The following is a 16,337-nucleotide window of genomic DNA, read 5'->3' on the forward strand; positions in this document are numbered from 1 at the left end:
TCGGGTCGCCATTCCCTTGGCGTCCGCCCACGCCCCGCCTATGCGAGGAGCCATGACGCTCTCGGACCGTCTCGATCATCTTCCCGAACGCAAGCGCCGCGAAATCCAGTTCGCGGCCCAGATCCTGTTCGAGGAATTCGAGGCGGCCCAGAAGGGCCGGCTCTCCGACAAATACAAGGGCGGGCGCATCATCAAGCTGGTCCTGTTCGGCTCGCATGCCCGTGGCGACTGGGTCGATGACCACAAGACCGGCGACCACTCGGATTACGACCTGCTCGTCGTGGTCGAGACCGAGCGTTTTACCGACCCGCACGATTTCTGGGAGCGAGCTGAGGAGCGGCTGTTGCGCGAACTGACCGTGACGCGCCGCCTGAGGACGCAGGTCAGCTTCATCGTCCACTCGATCCACGACCTGAACAACCAACTCGCCTACGGTCGTCCTTTTTTCGTGGATATCGCCCGAGACGGGATCTTGCTCTACGAGGTCGCGGGCTTTCCGTTCGCCTCGCCGAAGCTGCTATCGGCGACGGAGGTGCATGCTGAGGCCGAGCGGCATTTCCAGCATTGATTTCGCGATGCGGATGAACTTCGAGCCGGTGCAAAGTTCTACCGCGATCGCGGCAATCTCAAACATGCAGCCTTCCTGCTGCACCAGACCACCGAAGGCCTTTATCACTGCGCCCTGCTCGTGCTGACACTCTACAGCCCGAAGCTGCATCGTCTGAACCGTCTGCGACCGCTGGCCGAGGGCGTCGAGGCCCGGCTGATCGAGGCGTGGCCGCGCGACACACGGTTCGCCCGGCGCTGCTTTGCCCGGCTCGACCGGGCCTACGTCGATGCCCGCAACTCGCCGCATTACGAGATCACCGGCGAGGAACTGGCTTGGCTGGTGGAGCGCACCGGTGTCCTTCGCGAGATCATCGCTGCGGCCTGCGCTGAAAAGCTCGACGGTCGCTCGTAGAGCGGCGTCAGCCCGGCCAGGACCAGCGGGGTTCGGAATGGCCCACGACGCAAGCGCATCTTGGCAGCATATCACTATGGCATTGATATCATGTCGATGCCGTTCGTGCCCCCGGCCGGCCTGATCGACCCCGCTCTCTCGCCGCAACCCCGATAGGCCGTCGCGGCCTTCCACGATCAACCCGCAAGGGGTCCGCTCCGCAAGCGGGCGGCCGCTCTCGGCTGCGCCTCCCGCGGTGATCGCGGCCGCTCCCGGCCTCCTGGGGCCGCTGTCGAGCGGGGATCGCCCCCGCTCCGTCAGGAGTAGAACCGATGGCGACCGATCTCACCCTCGCAAACCGCTACGCCTACAGCCTCGCGGCCTCCCTGATGGTCCCGGTCACGGTCTTCCTCTCCGAGGCCGGCTACGGCGTCGTCACCTCGGACGAGTTCGAGGGCGATTCCGCCGACGTGATCTCCGAGTTCGACCCCTACGAGGAGGAGTGATCCTCGCGCCGGGGCAGTGCACCCCCTGCCCCTCTCACTCCCATTGCACAGGGCGGGCTTGCCCCGCCCCCAAGTCGGGATATCCTCGATCGGATATCAGCTATATTCAGATGGGATATCCGCAGCTCTGTTCGTCAAGGATCCGGTGGTCGACGCCCTGGCCCAGGAACTTGCGTCCCTCAGGCGTACCACCAAGACCGAGGCGGTACGCCAGGCGCTGCGCGGCGAGATCGATCGCGAGAAGGACCGGCTCGACCTCGTCGCCCAATCCCTGGCCTTCGCCCGCGACCTGCGCGAGCGGGCCGGTCCCAACGCAACGCCTGTGGGCCAGGCCGTGCGCGACGAACGGTATGGAAATCCGTGATGTTCGTCGACACCTCCGCCCTGGTCGCGATCCTTGCCGGCGAGCCGGACGCCGCCGCCCTCGTCGCGCGCCTTCAGCGCGCTCGCCAGCGGCTGACCTCGCCCCTCGCGGTCTTCGAGACCACGCTCTCCCTCTCCCGCATCCTCGACTTGCCGTTGCTCGACGCCCGGGAGGCCGTGCGGGATTACCTCGCGCTGGCAGGGATCCAGGTCGTTGCCATGTCGCCCAAGACGGCCGACGGCGCGCTTGAGGCGTTCGAGCGGTACGGCCAGGGCCGACACCCGGCCGGGCCCACCTCCGCGGATTGTTTCGCCTACGCGTGCGCCCAGGCCTATCGCATGCCGCTGTTGTTCAGGGGCAGCCATTTCGCGCTGACCGACGTCTCAGCGGCATAACCTGTCGGCTGTTTCCTTGCTCGATCGGCTATAGGCCGAGCAGATGACTGGCCGTGCCATAGGCGGTCATGGCCAGCCCGCCGGCGAGGACGCCGATCATCATGTACGAGAAGCCCTTGAGCATCATGGCAGGGGATCCTTCCGATCGATGGCAAGGGTCGTGTCAGCCTCATGCTGCGATGCGGCAGGCAATTTAGCAAGTGCAGCATTCTAGGCATTCGCGTGCTTGAATGAGCAGCACTCTCTCGCCTCGTTGCCGACCGGACCGGCCCGTCGTCAGGTCCTCGCGGCTGAGCCCGGGGCTGCGGACAGCTGCAGCGCGGTTCGTCCCCCGGACGCGATCCTTGAGCCAGGGGCGGGGAGCGGGACGCGGAACCGGCGAGGTCAGGCAGGTTCACCCGAACTGGCCAGGAGGCGTTCCCGCGATCCGGTGGGCCGGGCCGCAATCCAGTGACCTCGGTGATGGGCGGTTCTATCCGGGTCGACCGGGATCACCGCAACGGCGGATGCCGGGTTTCTTCCCCGCCGTTAAGGCGGCTCCTCGCGGATCAAGAAACCCTGCCCTCGCCGTCCTCCGCTGACGCTGCGGCCCGCTGCGCGGGTGCGGCGCCGGTCGCCTCCGGCTCGACGAACGCCATCGAGGCCGCAGGGACGCGGCCGAGAGCAACCGGACGAGAGGATCACGACCATGGCGACCATCGGCATCTTCACCCAGACCCAGACCGGCTTCTCCGGCGAGATCACCACCCTCACCATCCAGGCCAAGAAGGTCGCGATCGTGGCGGAGACGGAGCGCGGCGGCGAGACCGCGCCGACCCACCGCATCTACCTCGGCAAGGCCGAGATCGGCGCCGGGTGGGCCAAGCGGTCCAGCGAGGGGCGGGACTACGTCTCGCTCAAGATCGACGACCCGAGCCTGCCGGCTCCCCTCTACGCCCGCCTCTTCGCCGAGGAGGACGGCAAGACCCACTCGCTGATCTGGAGCCGCTCCAACGGCCGCCGCCAGGACTGACCGAAGGCCTTACGGCCCCACCCTCCGGGCGGGGCCGGTCTCGCCGCCACCATCAAGCTGACCTGATCGACGTTCCCGCTCGCATCGTCGCACGGGCCGACCACTCCTGTCGCGACTCTGCCCGGCTCGCCACCACCGTCGCCTCGGCGGTGATTTCGCGTTGGATCTCGCAACGCTTGGTTAGGCCTCTCGGCACGTAACCGAGCTGTGCGAGCAGCGCCCGCAGGAGCCGGAATTGCAGTTCGTGGTCGATCCTCGTGGCCTCGTACTCGCTGACTCCGGCCCCGGGGCGGGCCTCGCTTTCCAGTGCCTCGACCCGCATCAGCGCCGTGAGGTAGAGGTAGTGGGCCGTGCGGACGCGCTGCTCCAGGGTCTCCCCCTCGCCACTCGAGCAATGCAAGAGTTGCTCTCCGATCCGAACATGCTGCAGGGTTATATGCGATCTTACTGCAATCGTAGGCGATAATTTTTCCTCAAACCAGCAGCGTATTCGGGCATAATATTGGTCTGTGCCGTCGGCCGCACAGATGCGCGTTCGTCTGCGTCGCGGATGAGTCGGGACGTCGCGCCGGAGTGAGAGGAGGCCTGGAGGCCGATGACGGGAGATCAGGCCGGAGAGAGGCTCCGGCGCCCGTCGCGAAGGCACTGCGATGGCCCGCCGCCCCTCCTCCTCCCGGAAACCCGCCGCCCGCCGCACCGAGGCCGCTCCAGAGCAGCGCCCCGACCTGTACCAGCTCATCACCGAGACGATCATCGCCCAGCTCGAAGAAGGCCAGGTACCGTGGGTGCAGCCGTGGGGCGACCTGCCGGGCGCCGCCGCGGTCGGGATGCCGCGCAACGCCCTGACCGAGCGGGCGTATTCAGGCATCAACGTCATGCTGCTGTGGGCGAGCGGCATGGCGGCGGGCTACCCGACCCAGCGCTGGCTCACCTTCAAACAGGCGCTCGAGCTCGGGGGCAACGTGCGCCGCGGCGAGAAGGGGACGCCGGTCGTCTACGCCAACCGCTTCACCCCCGAGCGGGAACGTGCGCGAGCCTCGCAGGCGGGCGATGAGGCGCGCTCGATCGCGTTCCTGAAGCAGTACACCGTGTTCAACGCCGCGCAGTGCGACGGCCTGCCGGAGGGGCTCTATGTACCGCCCCCGCTGCCCCGCGAGGATCTGATCGAGCCACGCTTCCGCGCGCTGATGGAAGCGAGTGGCCTGACCATCCACCTCGGCGGACAGCGGGCGTTCTACCGCTCGGCCGACGACGTGATCGTGCTGCCGCCGCCGCAGTCGTTCTTCGAGCCGGTGAACTTCCACAGGACCGCGGCGCATGAGATGAGCCACGCGACGGGTCACCCCTCCCGGCTTGCCCGCGACTTCACCGGCCGCTTCGGCAGTGAGGGTTACGCGCGCGAGGAGCTGGTAGCCGAGATCTCGGCGGCCTTCGTCTGCGCCAGCCTCGGCATCGTGCCGACGGTGCGCCACGCCGACTACATCGCGAACTGGCTCGAGGTGCTGCGCTCGGATCCGCGCGCCATCGTGCAGGCCGCCGGCCTTGCCAGCCGCTCCGCGGAGTGGCTGCTCGGCCACCTGCCGCCCGAGCTCGGCCTGGACGGCGCCAGCGGGCCGGACGAGGGTGACGAGGAGGGTGAGGCCCCGGCCTCCCTTCAGGCGGCGTGATGCGCTTCAAGCGCTGGCCCCGGCCGACGGCCTTCGAGGATACGTCGCGCAAACGCGCGGCGTACCTTCGCAAGCAGGTCCGCGAGCAGGCGGCCCTCCCTCTCTTCGCCGCGGCGATCGCCGAGCGCCAGCTCGACGTCGACGAGGAGATGGTCCGGCGCACCGGACAGTGGGAGCGTCAGCAGCACGAGAGCCGCCGGCAGCGGGCTGCCGGCTGGCGCCGGGCCCGCGAGCGCCTGTTCAAGCACCCGGCCGGCGCCGGGCGATCCGGGCGCTGTGGCGGATCTGCCCGTATCCGGCCGATCCGAGCTATCTCGCAACCCTGTTGCACGAGATCGCGACCGGCCGGATCGATCCAGCGCGGCCTCCCTGGGGCGGGCGGCATACGCTCACCCCCCGCACGACGCCGAACCCGGCGACCTTCGGCGAGGCCTTCCGCCAGATCGGCCAGCGAACGGTCGGCGGCGGGCCGAAGACCACCGGCGCCGACGAGAGGCAGTTCTGCGGCAATCTCGGCTCGGGGATCCTGTTCCTGACCTCTCGGGTGCGGCTGATCGAGCCCAACGAGAGCGTCTACACCTCGTCCAACCACCGCCTGCGCGACGGCCATGTTGGTCGCAGCGGACATTGGGTTGATATCGAGGTGCGAGGCATCTGCTCGGATGCCGACCTGGCCCTAATTCATCGCCTCGCTCAGGCTGCGGACAGCCGCCGCGTGTCGGTTCATCGAGCAGCCCCATGTGACGACCACGACGTCTCCCGATGCAAGGTTCCTCCAGGATCGTGTCTCGAAGCGTGAGTCTATGAGGGCGAGGCGAGGGTCGATCCGATGGCCGTTGACAGGGACCACTTATCGATTATCGATAATCGATAAAGCTGGATCTGCTCCACTGGCCCCCCTCCGCTCGGGACCGACGTGGTGTCAAGCAGATGGAATGCGTTGCGACGTGATCGGAGGCGAAGCGAATATGCACTATATCAACGGAGCGACCGAGCAACTGGCCAATGACATTCGCGCCGTGATCGAAAGTCGACCGGACTTGCAGAATGAATCTCCGGTTATCGAAAGCTTCACGCGCTTCGATGAAACTTGTCGCATGCCGCCCGCTATCGTCTGTTACGTCGCCGAGAAGCTGAGCCATGAGGCCAACATGCCGGCGTTCTCCGACGCCCAGCTCGAAATCCTGATGCTGGCGGTCATCGCCCGCTCCTCGTCGACCTACGGTACGATCCCGGGCGTCGTCGCCCACCTCGCCCTGATCGGGGAACACCAGGACGCAGCGATCCTCAACGAGAACGCCAAGAACGAGACCGGGGACCGCGCTCACACACCCCATCCGATCCTGCTCTACGATGGCTTCACGGTCATCGGGGCGGCACGCGGGATCCCTGCATTGTCGCCCGCGAGCTACCACATCATGCGCCATGTCATGATCGAGCGTGAGCGGCTCGGGCAGTCGGTCCTGCACACGGTCGAAGCCGTCAAAGACTACTTCGCAGTCAACGACCTGCACGTGCCAGCCTACACCGACGCGGACATCCGTGTCGCTCTCCACTACGCCGACCGGTGCGATCCAACGATCACACACCTTCACTCGAGCATCATCGAGGCGGAGTCCCGGATGAACGACGTCCCGGGCGCGGCTGCTTCTCGGAACCCCTATGACAGGGCCTGGCTCGGCGTGAGGCTCCTCGAACTCGCCATGCGCGAAGCCAGTTCGGTCGACGAGCACGACACGGGCCGACTCTCGTACATCGGAGCCTGGGGCCGAGTCGTCGAGCATCTCATCCCGCAATTCCCCCCGGACCAGCATGCCCGCGCCCGGGCCTGGACCGAGGCCCACAACGACGAGGCCGCCGGGCAGGCCGTCGGCTGGGAAGGCGCGGCCGAGGAGGGGCATGCCGAGGACGCCAGGGTTCAGGCGGTCGGGATGCTGAAGACGCTCAAGCCGGCGACGCTCGCCCTCGTGCTGTCCGAGGTCGCCGAGTTCAACGTCCTGCGTCTCGGCTTCTGGGATCGGGTGGTCGCCGATCTGCGACGCCTGGACGAGAGGCCCGAGGCCGCCGAGGCGGCCCTCGTGGCCGGATAATCGCTCGCGGCCCACGACCGGCGATGTCCGCCGGTCCGTGGGCGCGGTATCGCTCCGGATCAATCGAGACGAGGCGCGTCGTGGAGATCTACCTGCTCAAGCTGACGGTCACACCGCTGCTCATGTGGCTGGTGTCGCTGGTCGGTCGCCGGTGGGGCGGCCTCGCCGGCGGCATCCTCGCGGGCATGCCGATCACCTCGGGGCCGATCTCGATCTATCTGGCCATCGAGCAGGGGCCCGCCTTCGCGGACCAGGCGGCGTCCGGAGCCCTCATCGGGATCGGCGCCGTGATGGCCTCCTATGCGGCCTATATCGACGCGTCGAGAAGGCGCGGCATCGGCGGGAGCATCCTCACGGCGCTCGGGACCTACGGGATTGCCGCCTGCGCGCTGTTCGGGGCCGGCAGCGAGGCCGCGTCGGTCGCCGTCAGCGTCCTGGCCTTCCTGCTGATCGTGCGGCCGCGACCGGAGATCCCGACCGTGACGGCATCGGCCTCTCGGCCTGCCTGGGACATGCCGGCGCGGATGGCGGCATCGACCGTGCTGGTCCTCACGGTGACCGGGTGCGCGGCCCATCTCGGGCCGACCCTGAGCGGGCTCGTCTCGCCGATCCCGGTGATCGCATGGCCCCTCGCGATCTTCGCTCATCTGCAAGGGGGAAGTGCCGAGGCCCAGTCGACCATCCGGGGCACGGCGGCCGGCTCGTGCGGCATCATCATCTTCAACCTGGTGGTCTCCCGCGGCTTCGAGGTGGCGGGCATTGTGCCGACCTACCTAGTCGCCTTCGGGCTCTCATGCTTGGCATCCACCGCGCTCGGATATCTCTTGAGCCACACCGGCCGGTCGGCCGTCCGTGCGATCTCCTGAAGGAGCAAGCGATGACCGGAGCCCCCGACCTGCCACCACACAGGGGTGCCTCGCCAAAGATGAGCCTGATTGTTCCGACCCCACCCTCTACGGAAACCCGATCGACAGTGGCAGTCGTGGCCGACGCTCTGCGGAGCACCATCCTGCACGGCACCTACGCCGGAGGCGAGCATTTGCGCCAGGATGCCGTGGCCTCGCAGTTCGGCGTCAGCCAAACCATCGTGCGCGAGGCGTTCAAACAACTCGTCGGAGAGGGGCTGCTGGTTGCAGAGCCCCGGCGCGGCGTCAGAATTCCGGTTCTGACTGCCGATGAAGCCTATGAGACGACCAAGCTGCGCAGCATCCTCGAGCCGCAGGCTCTGGCATGGGCCATCCCGCTGATGTCGTCCCGGGTGCTCGACGATGCGCGTGCGATCCTCGAGCGGCTGGACGCATCCACCTCAGTCGACGACCTGATCTCTCTCAACTCCGACTTTCACGACACCCTGTACGCACCCTGTGGCCGGCAACGCACCCTGGTCATCATTCGCTCCTTGCGAATGAGCTTCGAGCGATATCTGCGCTTCACCTGGACGCGGACCGAGCATCAAGGCCAATCGCAACGCGAGCACTGGGAGATCTACGCTTTGTGCCGCAAGGGCGCTGTGTCGGAGGCCTGTGCGCTGTTGCAGCGCCACGTCATGGGAACAGGCGAGCTTCTGATCGGACAATTGGAGGGCGGTATGGGCACATCATGACGTTGTGGTGAGAACTTGAGGCCAAACAAAAATAATACGACATATTGTATGATAAGCATAAAACGCTTCTCGTGATGGGCAAGGGTTTGCAATGAGCGCCGAGACTGAAGTTGTGGGGCTGACGGTCGATGAAGTGGCGGACGTTCTGCTTCCGGTCGTAAAAGCGGCCAGAATGCTTGTCGATCAGATCGAGACGCTGGTCAGTGCTAATTGTCAATCGACGAATGTGTCTGAGGAGGCCGCAGATGTTTTGTCGGATATATCTCATATAACGATGCGCCATTCTCGAAGATTGATGCATGAAATTCATGAGCGTCGTGAGAACGGGAGGGGTTCACGACTCTTGATCGATCACAAAGAATAATTCGGTCTTTTCGGTCGAACGTCTTGTTTCAGGGTCAATCAGGATTTCCGCGCTATCATCGTGAACGCGCTCCCCGATCAGGAATTCGATGTACCGACTGAGATCCAAGAATAAATCGACTCCACCGCCATAGAAGGCGCAAACCAAAGGTTCCTGTTCTCTGCACCAGCGCAGGTAGGTTGCCTGGCCTCTCGCCTCATCGACCCCCAGCAGCGCCATCCGTGCGGGATCGACACCGTCCGGAAGCGCCCTGGCGAGAGCCTTCATGTGCGCACTGTGCCAGGCCTGCTCCCGGAGCCGGGAGGACAGGGCTGGGACGTTGCGCAAGGCCGGCCAATCCTGGCCGAACGCCGCTCCGTGCCAAGCGTCCGCCCAGGCGTAGCGGGCTCGCAGCATGGCGCTCATCGCCAGCGTCACCCCAGGAACCAGGGTGCCGATCCGTTCTGCCGAGACCAACCCCTCCTCGCGGGCTTGCCGCATCCGATCCCTGCCGTTCAGACGCCAGAGCTGGCCCAGCAGCTCCTCGATGTCGTGGACCATGAGCTTCCCCATCGGTTCAGCTCATCTGCGCCATGGCTGGGCATTTCTTGGCCTTCACGCTCGCCAGGCGAGGGCTCGCGGCTATCGCCAGCGGTCGCTGGCGCGCACGCCGATTTCCCGCCCCTCGAGGCGAGCGAGTTCGATCGCGACCTGAGTCCAGAACCAGTCCCGCCGCCCGCCAGGGCGCCGCGCCCGCTCGCGGGCGCGAGGGTAGGCATCGCCGGCATGGCGGTCGCGCATCACGCGGGCCCGTGCCCGCACCCGGGCGCGCCGGCGCAGGAATGTCGTGAGCCATGGCAGGGCCGGACAGGAATGCACGGCGGTGGCCTCTGTCGGCGTTGTGATTGGTCGAGCACGACACGACTTGCTGCGTCCCCGGAAGGCCCGTGTCCGCGGTACGCCCCCGCAAACGAGCCTCGACCCACCCACAGCCGGGGAGTTGGAAAACCGCGATAGAACGGTCCCCGCGACCTTTAGCACCGGAGCGCCTGGACATACGTCGCAGGCTCCCCGACCCGAGAGATCAGGAAGTGGGGCCCTGTCCAGCCGGACCCCAAAGCCGTCTATCGAGGGGTTTCCACGCCCCAGGGCGGCGCGTACCACCCCACGGCAATCATAGGCGCTCGGGCCGCTTCGATCCAGCGGTTCAGCTCAAGAAAGTCAGAGGGGCCGGCATCTTCGACGAGGGATCAGCAAGCTGAGAGAGCGGCTCTCAGGCCCTCCCCTCCTGGTGAACGACCCGCATGACCGCCCACTCCTGACCTCCCCCAGGCCGGCCCCCCTCTGCCAGAGGGAGGCCCTTCGCCCGTGCAGGGTTCGCCGCCTCCGGCGGGTCCGTTGAGAAGGATCGGCACCATGGGCGAGTATGTGATGACCACTGTGACCATCGGCGGCCCGTTGAAGGGCTCGCAGGCCCTCAGCGGGCTGATCGCCGCGACGGGCCGGTACTTCGACGAGAGCGAGCGCCTAGTGCGTGAATCGCTGGCCGAAGGGAGGAGCGTGACCTTCGAGGACATTCAGGATTACGGGCTCACTCCCGACATCGATAGGTTCTGCCAGGCCCAGGGGCTGTCCTACCAACGTGCCTGGTCCGCCCGGCCGGGCGTGTTCGAAGCCGGCCTGCGCCACTGGCGCCCAGGCCTGGTGAGCCCGGTGGCCGAGGCCGCGGACGACGGCGGCGAGCCGATGATGACCCTGCCGGCGCTTCGCAATGCCCTCGCCGCTGGTGAAACCCTGACCGACCTCCTGGCGCGGCTCGACGAAGCGGTGTCCGCCGCCGTGCCGCCGCTGACACTGGTCGATCCCGAGCTGACCATCGGCTCGCACGCCAGCGTCGGGAATCCGGTCGTCGCGTGATCCGGGCATGACGCTGTGAAGCATGCGCCACGCTGCTCGTATTGGCGTAGCGGTGACGATGGGTAAGAGTTAAGGGCGACAGCCGTAAGTTGGGCCGTCACAAGATCGATTGTAGAAGGAGATGCCCCATGAGTTCGTGCGATCCGCCGGCGGTGGTGACTTCTGGTTAGAATGCTGGCACGGCCAGAATGGCCGGGCTCAAAGCCGCCAGTGCAGTGGCTCTCGCAGCGGGCAGAATATACCATTCGGATCATGCGCGCTTGCGAGAAGATGCCACGACTTTGCATTCAAGTACCATTAGAATTGAATAGATGCGCAATAATCTTGTTAGAAATTTACTAGGAAAGTGGCGGGGTAAAATGGCTGGGAAATCTGCAAATGATTTTGATAAAAGACTCGGAGAGCGCATTTCGCAATTTAGAACGGAGGCAAATATCAGTCGTGGCTCAGTAGCAAAGGCGCTGGGGGTTACGCAAGCGCAGTTAGGGAAGTATGAGCTGGGAATAAATTGCCTTAAAGCCAATGTTCTTCCGATACTTGCATCACTTTTTGGTCGGAGTATCGAGGACTTTTTTGACGAAAATCCGAGCGGTTCGGCTTCTGCGTCTAAGAGCGTGTTATGAACTGTTTACGATGCGTCCAAGCTTGCTGAGCATGTCGCAGACGAAGGCGATCATGTAGATGCCTGCCAACGTGGTGGCATAGCGCTCGTAGTCCTTGACCAGCCGGCGGCAGCGCGCCGCCCAGGCCAGCGAGCGCTCCACCACCCACCGGCGTGGCAGCAGCACGAAGCCGCGCTTGGCCTCGGGCGCCTTGACTACCTCCAACGCGATGCCGTTCGCGTCGGCGGCCTTCGCCGGCTTCTCGCCCGTGTAGCCTTGATCGACGAACGCCGTCTCCACGCTCCCGTCCGTCTCCGCTTGCACCGCACACGTCAGCGCCCCAACCTGGCTGCGGTCGTCCACGTTCGCCGGCGTGACGTGCAGCGCCACCACATGCCCGGGCGTGTCCACCGCCAGGTGCACCTTCGAGCCGCGCTTGCGCTTGGCCCCGTCGTAGCCCGCCCGCTCACCGCTCTCGGGCGAGGAGCGTTGGGTCCGGCTGTCCAGGATCACCGCAGACGGCTCCGGCTCGCGCCCCGCCGCTTCCCGCAACACAGCACGCAGGTCGCCCGCCACCGCGCCAAAGCAATCGGCGGAAAGCCAGCGTTGGGTCTGCTGGTAGACCGCCGCCCACGGCGGCAGGTCGTGGGGCATGAACCGCCACGGCGCACCGGTCTTCACGATGTAGCGCAGCCCGTTAACACCTCGCGCAACTCGTGGTCGCGTTGACCCGAGTCCTCGCGCAGCAGCGCCAGATAGGGGGCAACCAGCGCCCATTCTTCATCGGACACGTCGGACGGATAGGCGGGGCGATCAGCACTCATGCCCCTCAACGCTCACGCCACGTCATAGGTTCATAACACGCTCTAAGGCTGGTGTCGTGCCCCGGAGCTTGATTGATGCAGTTTCGAAGCTTCAACAGACCGTGGATCACATGGAGCGGGCCGCCAATGTCGTAAAAACCGCACTTGCAGAGGCTTCTTCTCAAAAATAGTGATGTCATCAAAGGAATCATGCGAGATGATATATCATGTGGAGTGATGTTTCTTGTAGAAAATATCGAAACTGCCAAAGGGCATGCTCAGAAATCGGCGTCGTATCAGTCCTGCTTGTTGGTCTGGTATGGCTCGCCCGCCGCCTGCCGGCGATGTCCGGGCTGTGATCAGCCAGCCTCTGCCTCTGCGCACGCACCGCCTCACCGAGGACACCGGCGCCGTCCGGCAGGTTGCTGACTGATCCGGCACCGTCACAGTCCCGGGTGCCCCTTCTGGAGTCAGAGAGGGGCTTCGCCTGCGTGAGGGTTTCGAGGTCGACAGAGAGCCGGCCGCCCGACGCAGGGATGATGAGCCATGACCCGGTCCAAGACCACCGCGAAGACCGCCGCCAGCAACACGGGCAAGATCGTTCTGACCGAGGCGGTGGGGATCCCGTTCGAGAAGCTGAGCCTGTCGCAGGCCAACGTGCGCCGGATCGCCGACGGCATGAGCATCGAGGACCTCGCCGCCGACATCGCCCATCGCGGCCTGCTCCAGAGCCTGAACGTGCGCCCGGTCCTCGATGCGGCAGGCCAGGAGACCGGCCGCTATGAGGTGCCGGCCGGCGGGCGCCGCTTCCGCGCGCTCGAGCACCTGGTGACGACCGGCCGCATGGCCAAGACCGTCAAGGTCCCGTGCATCGTGCGCGCGGCCGGCAGCGCGATCAGCGCGACCGAGGACTCGATCGCCGAGAACGCCATGCGCGAGGCCCTGCACCCGCTCGATCAGTACCGGGCGTTCAAGGCGCTCGCCGACACCGGCATGTCGACCGCCGACATCGCCGCGCGCTTCTTCGTGACCGAGCGGATCGTCACCCAGCGCCTGCGGCTCGCCGGGGTCAGCCCGGCGCTGCTCGAGGCCTACGGCGCCGGCGGGATGACGCTGGAATGCCTCATGGCGTTCTCGGTGACGGAGGATCACGCTCGCCAGATGCAGGTCTGGGACGCGCTGAAGAAGCGTGGCGTCATGAGCAACTGGTTGATCCGGCAGGCCCTGACCGACCGCACGGTGAGCAAGGGTGAGCCCCGCGCCAAGTTCGTCGGCGAGGAGGCCTACGTGGCCGCCGGCGGCGTGGTCCTGCGCGACCTGTTCATGGAGCACGGCGACGGCTGGTTCGAGGATGCCGCGCTGCTCGATCGCCTGGCCGAGGCGAAGCTGGCGGAATTCAGCACCACCGTGGCGGCGGAGGGCTGGAAGTGGATCGAGGTGTCGCTGTCCCTCATGAGCAGCCGCGTCTACGGCCTGCGCGTCCTGCCGACCCGCTCCGACCTGAGCGAAGCCGAGGACGAGGCCTTGGAGGCGGCCCTGGCCGAGCGCGAGCAGCTCGACAACGAATACGGCTATAGCGACGAGGAATGGCCCGCCGAGGCTGTGCATCGAATGGCAGAGCTGGAGAAGGCCATCGCCGCGTTCGAGGCACGCGCCGCCATCTATGACCCGGCCGACATCGCGATCGGCGGTGCCTTCGTCACCCTCGATTTCAACGGTCAGCCGTGCGTCCGGCGCGGCTACGTCCGACCGGAGGACGAGCCTCGGGGAGAGGCGGAGACCATGGCGGGAACGGAGCAAGGCTCGGCCCCGGCGGCCGCGGCGCAGGCACCGATCGGCGAGCCGGTCGCGTCGTCCTCGGGCGACGTCACCGCACCGGCGCCGGCTGTGATGCGCACGGTCATCACGATCGGCGGTGGCGCTGGTCCGGTCGTCCCCGTGGCGGAGCCGGAAGAGGCCGAGCGCCCGCTCTCCGAGCAGCACCGGATCGAGCTGACCACCTATCGCACGATCGCGCTGCGCGAGGCGCTGGCCGACGATCCGGTCGCCGCCTTCATCGCGGTCCTGCACGCCATGGTGCTCCGGGTCATCGTCACCGCGTACCGCACCGGGTCCTGCCTGGAAATCTCGGCCTCCTCGGCCCGGCCCGATCATTCCGTCCAGGGCCTCGAGGCCTACCGGCCGGCGAGCGCCCTCGATACGCGGCGCGAGGCGTGGGCGCGGCGCCTGCCGACCGAGCACCAGGCGATCTGGGACTTCCTGGTCGACCTGGCGCCTGAGGAGCGCACCGAGCTGTTCGCGCTCTGCGCCGGCCTCTCGGTCAACGCCTCGCACTCGCCCTACGACCGCCGGCCCGAGGCGATGCCGCATGCCGACCAGCTCGCGACGCTCGTCGGGCTCGACATGACCCGGGATTGGAAGCCGACGGCCACCAACTACTTCGGCCGCGTGACCAAGGGCCGGATCCTGGAGGCGGTGCGCGAGGCCAAGGGGGAGGACACCGCCCGGCTGCTCGAGGGCTTGAAGAAGGGCGACATGGCGCGCGAGGCCGAGCGCCTGATGGCTGACAGCGGCTGGCTGCCCGAGATCTTGCGCACGCCCGGCCTGAGCGCCGAGGCGGTGACCGTCCCGGCCGAGACCGTTGATTACATCGAGCCGCCGAAGACTGGGGATGCCGAACTACCGGCGTTCCTCGGTGCTGCCCAGGAGGCAGAGGGTGGGGCGAGCGAGCCGCTGCCGCCCTTCCTCGACGGCGAGGACGGCCCGGCCGACGCGGATCCCGACATGGGGTATGCCATCGCCGCCGAGTGAGCGGCCATGGACGGGTGAGGGCCGTGCGCTCGGACCCGTCCCGATCCCCGGTCGCTGATGCGTCCTGCATGACCGCGGCGAGGTCGGGGTCAACGGGCAAGCCGTTCCCGCTCGCCTGCAAGCTCGCGTGACCCCGCCCCCTTGCCCGCGGTCGCGACGACGCATCAGCGATCGGGAGCAGGACGATGTGTCGAGTTCTGAACAAGCGGACCGATGCCCACGATGGAGCCGTCTACATCGGCCGCGGCAGCAAGTGGGGCAACCTGTTCGTGATCGGCAGGGACGGGACCCGCGCCGAGGTCATCGCGAAGTACGTGGTGTGGCTGGCCGACCAGCACCACCTGCTGCGAGCGCTGGATGAGCTGCGAGGGCGCGACCTGCTGTGCTGGTGCGCCCCACTGGCCTGCCATGGCGATCTGCTGAAGTACCTCGCGGCCGCCAACCGCAACGAGCGCGTTGCGTGGTGGCGCGGGGTGAAGGCAGCCGCTTGATCGACCACATGAGCGGCTCCGGTTCCGGGCGTCAGCCCGGACTCGCGGCCTGCCCTGTTTCACCCGGCCGGCGCCACCCGCCTCGGGTGAGATCAGTGCTGTAGGCCTTCGGTTTGTGCGGCGCCGCTTCACTCTGCACCTTGGCATTAGCGTTGAAGACATAGGTCTTGCGCGGCTTGGCCGTGCTGCGATCATACTTCCCGAGCTACCTCTGGCGGGCGAGCACGGCGCGATGCTGGAGGTCGGCCGCCGGCATCATCGGGTAGTCTGCCGGCAGGCCCCACTTCACGCGGTATGCGTGCGGTGTCAGGCCGAACAGACGCAGATGCCGGCTGAGCATCCGGTAGTGCATGCCGTCCTCGAAGCAGACGAGGTACGTCTCCTGGATCGAGTCTGCGATCTCCTTGCGCGAGAGGCGCCGCGCCGGTGCCTGCTCGCGGGGATGGTCCGACGCGACGTAGGCGAGTTCGGGAGCGGCCGGGGCGATCACAATGTCGGGCCCGGACCTGAGCGCCTGCGACACCGTCATGATGAGCGTGGAGAGGAGCAGTGGGCGGCAACCTGTGGCCGGCCACGTATCCCATCACGATCCGAGCCGTGCAGCGCACGATATCGGCGTCTTCGCTCGATTGCGGCCGGTTCAACCGACGAATCCCTCCGCTGTGTCCAATTGTTCAAGCAAGCCCATGACTCGCCTTTCGGTCAATAGTCTTAGTGGACCGTAAGGGAATCACCCGTGCGCAAGGAGTCGCGGTGTGTCCTTGAAGCTTCACCGCCGTATAAAACTCCGTGA

Annotated in this window: 18 protein-coding genes and 2 pseudogenes; 14 read left to right on the forward strand and 6 right to left on the reverse strand. The window is 66.5% G+C overall.

Annotation, left to right across the window (positions count from 1 at the left end; genetic code table 11):
* Positions 1–52 precede the first annotated feature (52 nt).
* The 5 genes and pseudogenes from HBB12_RS32910 (at position 53) to HBB12_RS32930 (ending at position 3,217) form a co-directional block, all read left to right on the forward strand.
* Positions 53–961, forward strand: a pseudogene (locus tag HBB12_RS32910) (nucleotidyltransferase domain-containing protein).
* Positions 962–1,272: 311 nt separating this feature from the next.
* The gene (locus tag HBB12_RS32915; protein WP_236993663.1) at positions 1,273–1,446 is read left to right on the forward strand and encodes a hypothetical protein; all 174 of its coding nucleotides are present in this window, start codon (positions 1,273–1,275) and stop codon (positions 1,444–1,446) included.
* Positions 1,447–1,573: 127 nt separating this feature from the next.
* The gene (locus HBB12_RS32920; protein ID WP_272913341.1) at positions 1,574–1,810 is read left to right on the forward strand and encodes a type II toxin-antitoxin system VapB family antitoxin; all 237 of its coding nucleotides are present in this window, start codon (positions 1,574–1,576) and stop codon (positions 1,808–1,810) included.
* Positions 1,810–2,205 (forward strand): type II toxin-antitoxin system VapC family toxin, encoded by a 396-nt coding sequence (locus HBB12_RS32925; RefSeq protein WP_236993665.1) that lies wholly within the window; start codon positions 1,810–1,812, stop codon positions 2,203–2,205. The genes HBB12_RS32920 and HBB12_RS32925 overlap by 1 nt, the downstream gene beginning before the upstream one ends.
* Positions 2,206–2,893: 688 nt before the next feature.
* Positions 2,894–3,217, forward strand: a complete 324-nt coding sequence (locus tag HBB12_RS32930) for a DUF736 domain-containing protein (RefSeq protein ID WP_236993666.1) — start codon at positions 2,894–2,896, stop codon at positions 3,215–3,217.
* 52 nt (positions 3,218–3,269) lie between these two features.
* Here the strand turns inward: HBB12_RS32930 and HBB12_RS32935 are convergent, their stop codons facing one another.
* Entirely contained in the window at positions 3,270–3,617 is a 348-nt protein-coding gene (locus HBB12_RS32935; RefSeq protein WP_236993667.1) for a hypothetical protein, read from the reverse strand.
* Positions 3,618–3,867: 250 nt separating this feature from the next.
* On the opposite strand from HBB12_RS32935, the gene HBB12_RS32940 reads away from it, so the two are divergent.
* The gene (locus HBB12_RS32940; RefSeq protein ID WP_236993668.1) at positions 3,868–4,884 is read left to right on the forward strand and encodes an ArdC family protein; all 1,017 of its coding nucleotides are present in this window, start codon (positions 3,868–3,870) and stop codon (positions 4,882–4,884) included.
* Here HBB12_RS32940 and HBB12_RS32945 read toward each other — a convergent pair.
* Complete coding sequence (locus tag HBB12_RS32945) at positions 4,872–5,072, reverse strand: hypothetical protein (protein WP_236993669.1); 201 nt, start codon at positions 5,070–5,072, stop codon at positions 4,872–4,874. The genes HBB12_RS32940 and HBB12_RS32945 overlap by 13 nt on opposite strands.
* A gap of 137 nt (positions 5,073–5,209) precedes the next feature.
* On the opposite strand from HBB12_RS32945, the gene HBB12_RS32950 reads away from it, so the two are divergent.
* From HBB12_RS32950 to HBB12_RS32965, 4 genes are all read left to right on the forward strand, one after another.
* Complete coding sequence (locus tag HBB12_RS32950) at positions 5,210–5,683, forward strand: hypothetical protein (protein ID WP_236993670.1); 474 nt, start codon at positions 5,210–5,212, stop codon at positions 5,681–5,683.
* A gap of 169 nt (positions 5,684–5,852) precedes the next feature.
* Positions 5,853–6,974, forward strand: a complete 1,122-nt coding sequence (locus HBB12_RS32955; protein ID WP_236993671.1) for a hypothetical protein — start codon at positions 5,853–5,855, stop codon at positions 6,972–6,974.
* 80 nt (positions 6,975–7,054) lie between these two features.
* Complete coding sequence (locus HBB12_RS32960; RefSeq protein WP_236993672.1) at positions 7,055–7,840, forward strand: hypothetical protein; 786 nt, start codon at positions 7,055–7,057, stop codon at positions 7,838–7,840.
* 116 nt (positions 7,841–7,956) lie between these two features.
* Positions 7,957–8,577, forward strand: a complete 621-nt coding sequence (locus HBB12_RS32965) for a GntR family transcriptional regulator (protein ID WP_236993673.1) — start codon at positions 7,957–7,959, stop codon at positions 8,575–8,577.
* A gap of 334 nt (positions 8,578–8,911) precedes the next feature.
* On the opposite strand, the gene HBB12_RS32970 is transcribed toward HBB12_RS32965, so the two are convergent.
* Positions 8,912–9,481 carry a hypothetical protein gene (locus HBB12_RS32970; protein WP_236993674.1) on the reverse strand — a complete coding sequence of 190 codons (570 nt, stop codon included), beginning with the start codon at positions 9,479–9,481 and terminating at the stop codon, positions 8,912–8,914.
* An 81-nt stretch (positions 9,482–9,562) separates the two neighbouring features.
* Positions 9,563–9,799, reverse strand: coding sequence for a hypothetical protein (locus HBB12_RS32975; RefSeq protein WP_236993675.1), 237 nt, complete (start codon positions 9,797–9,799; stop codon positions 9,563–9,565).
* Positions 9,800–10,351: 552 nt separating this feature from the next.
* Between HBB12_RS32975 and HBB12_RS32980 the strand changes: the two genes are divergently transcribed.
* Entirely contained in the window at positions 10,352–10,837 is a 486-nt protein-coding gene (locus tag HBB12_RS32980; protein ID WP_236993676.1) for a hypothetical protein, read from the forward strand.
* Between the two features lie 311 nt (positions 10,838–11,148).
* Positions 11,149–11,460: a helix-turn-helix domain-containing protein gene (locus HBB12_RS32985; RefSeq protein ID WP_236993677.1), complete on the forward strand. Its 312-nt coding sequence runs from the start codon at positions 11,149–11,151 to the stop codon at positions 11,458–11,460.
* Here HBB12_RS32985 and HBB12_RS32990 read toward each other — a convergent pair.
* A pseudogene (locus HBB12_RS32990) lies at positions 11,455–12,263 on the reverse strand (IS5 family transposase). The gene HBB12_RS32985 and the pseudogene HBB12_RS32990 sit on opposite strands and share 6 nt — an antisense overlap.
* Before the next feature lie 525 nt (positions 12,264–12,788).
* Here HBB12_RS32990 and HBB12_RS32995 point away from each other — a divergent pair.
* Together HBB12_RS32995 and HBB12_RS33000 are read left to right on the forward strand one after the other, a co-directional pair.
* Positions 12,789–15,053, forward strand: a complete 2,265-nt coding sequence (locus tag HBB12_RS32995) for a ParB/RepB/Spo0J family partition protein (protein WP_236993678.1) — start codon at positions 12,789–12,791, stop codon at positions 15,051–15,053.
* Positions 15,054–15,238: 185 nt separating this feature from the next.
* Positions 15,239–15,544 carry a DUF4326 domain-containing protein gene (locus HBB12_RS33000; protein WP_236993679.1) on the forward strand — a complete coding sequence of 102 codons (306 nt, stop codon included), beginning with the start codon at positions 15,239–15,241 and terminating at the stop codon, positions 15,542–15,544.
* A gap of 205 nt (positions 15,545–15,749) precedes the next feature.
* Here HBB12_RS33000 and HBB12_RS33005 read toward each other — a convergent pair whose 3' ends face one another.
* Positions 15,750–16,073 (reverse strand): MucR family transcriptional regulator, encoded by a 324-nt coding sequence (locus HBB12_RS33005; protein WP_236993680.1) that lies wholly within the window; start codon positions 16,071–16,073, stop codon positions 15,750–15,752.
* Positions 16,074–16,337 lie beyond the last annotated feature (264 nt).

The organism is Methylobacterium sp. SyP6R, assembly GCF_019216885.1.
In the GTDB taxonomy this organism is placed as follows: Bacteria; Pseudomonadota; Alphaproteobacteria; order Rhizobiales; family Beijerinckiaceae; genus Methylobacterium.

Bases quoted from the DNA above. Each gene is read 5' to 3' on its own strand.
- HBB12_RS32915 (WP_236993663.1), top strand. From the start codon at position 1,273: ATGGCGACCGATCTCACCCTCGCAAACCGCTACGCCTACAGCCTCGCG.
- HBB12_RS32925 (WP_236993665.1), top strand. From the start codon at position 1,810: ATGTTCGTCGACACCTCCGCCCTGGTCGCGATCCTTGCCGGCGAGCCG.
- HBB12_RS32930 (WP_236993666.1), top strand. From the start codon at position 2,894: ATGGCGACCATCGGCATCTTCACCCAGACCCAGACCGGCTTCTCCGGC.
- HBB12_RS32940 (WP_236993668.1), top strand. From the start codon at position 3,868: ATGGCCCGCCGCCCCTCCTCCTCCCGGAAACCCGCCGCCCGCCGCACC.
- HBB12_RS32955 (WP_236993671.1), top strand. From the start codon at position 5,853: ATGCACTATATCAACGGAGCGACCGAGCAACTGGCCAATGACATTCGC.
- HBB12_RS32970 (WP_236993674.1), bottom strand. From the start codon at position 9,481: ATGGTCCACGACATCGAGGAGCTGCTGGGCCAGCTCTGGCGTCTGAAC.
- HBB12_RS32980 (WP_236993676.1), top strand. From the start codon at position 10,352: ATGACCACTGTGACCATCGGCGGCCCGTTGAAGGGCTCGCAGGCCCTC.
- HBB12_RS32985 (WP_236993677.1), top strand. From the start codon at position 11,149: ATGCGCAATAATCTTGTTAGAAATTTACTAGGAAAGTGGCGGGGTAAA.
- HBB12_RS32995 (WP_236993678.1), top strand. From the start codon at position 12,789: ATGACCCGGTCCAAGACCACCGCGAAGACCGCCGCCAGCAACACGGGC.
- HBB12_RS33000 (WP_236993679.1), top strand. From the start codon at position 15,239: ATGTGTCGAGTTCTGAACAAGCGGACCGATGCCCACGATGGAGCCGTC.
- HBB12_RS33005 (WP_236993680.1), bottom strand. From the start codon at position 16,073: ATGACGGTGTCGCAGGCGCTCAGGTCCGGGCCCGACATTGTGATCGCC.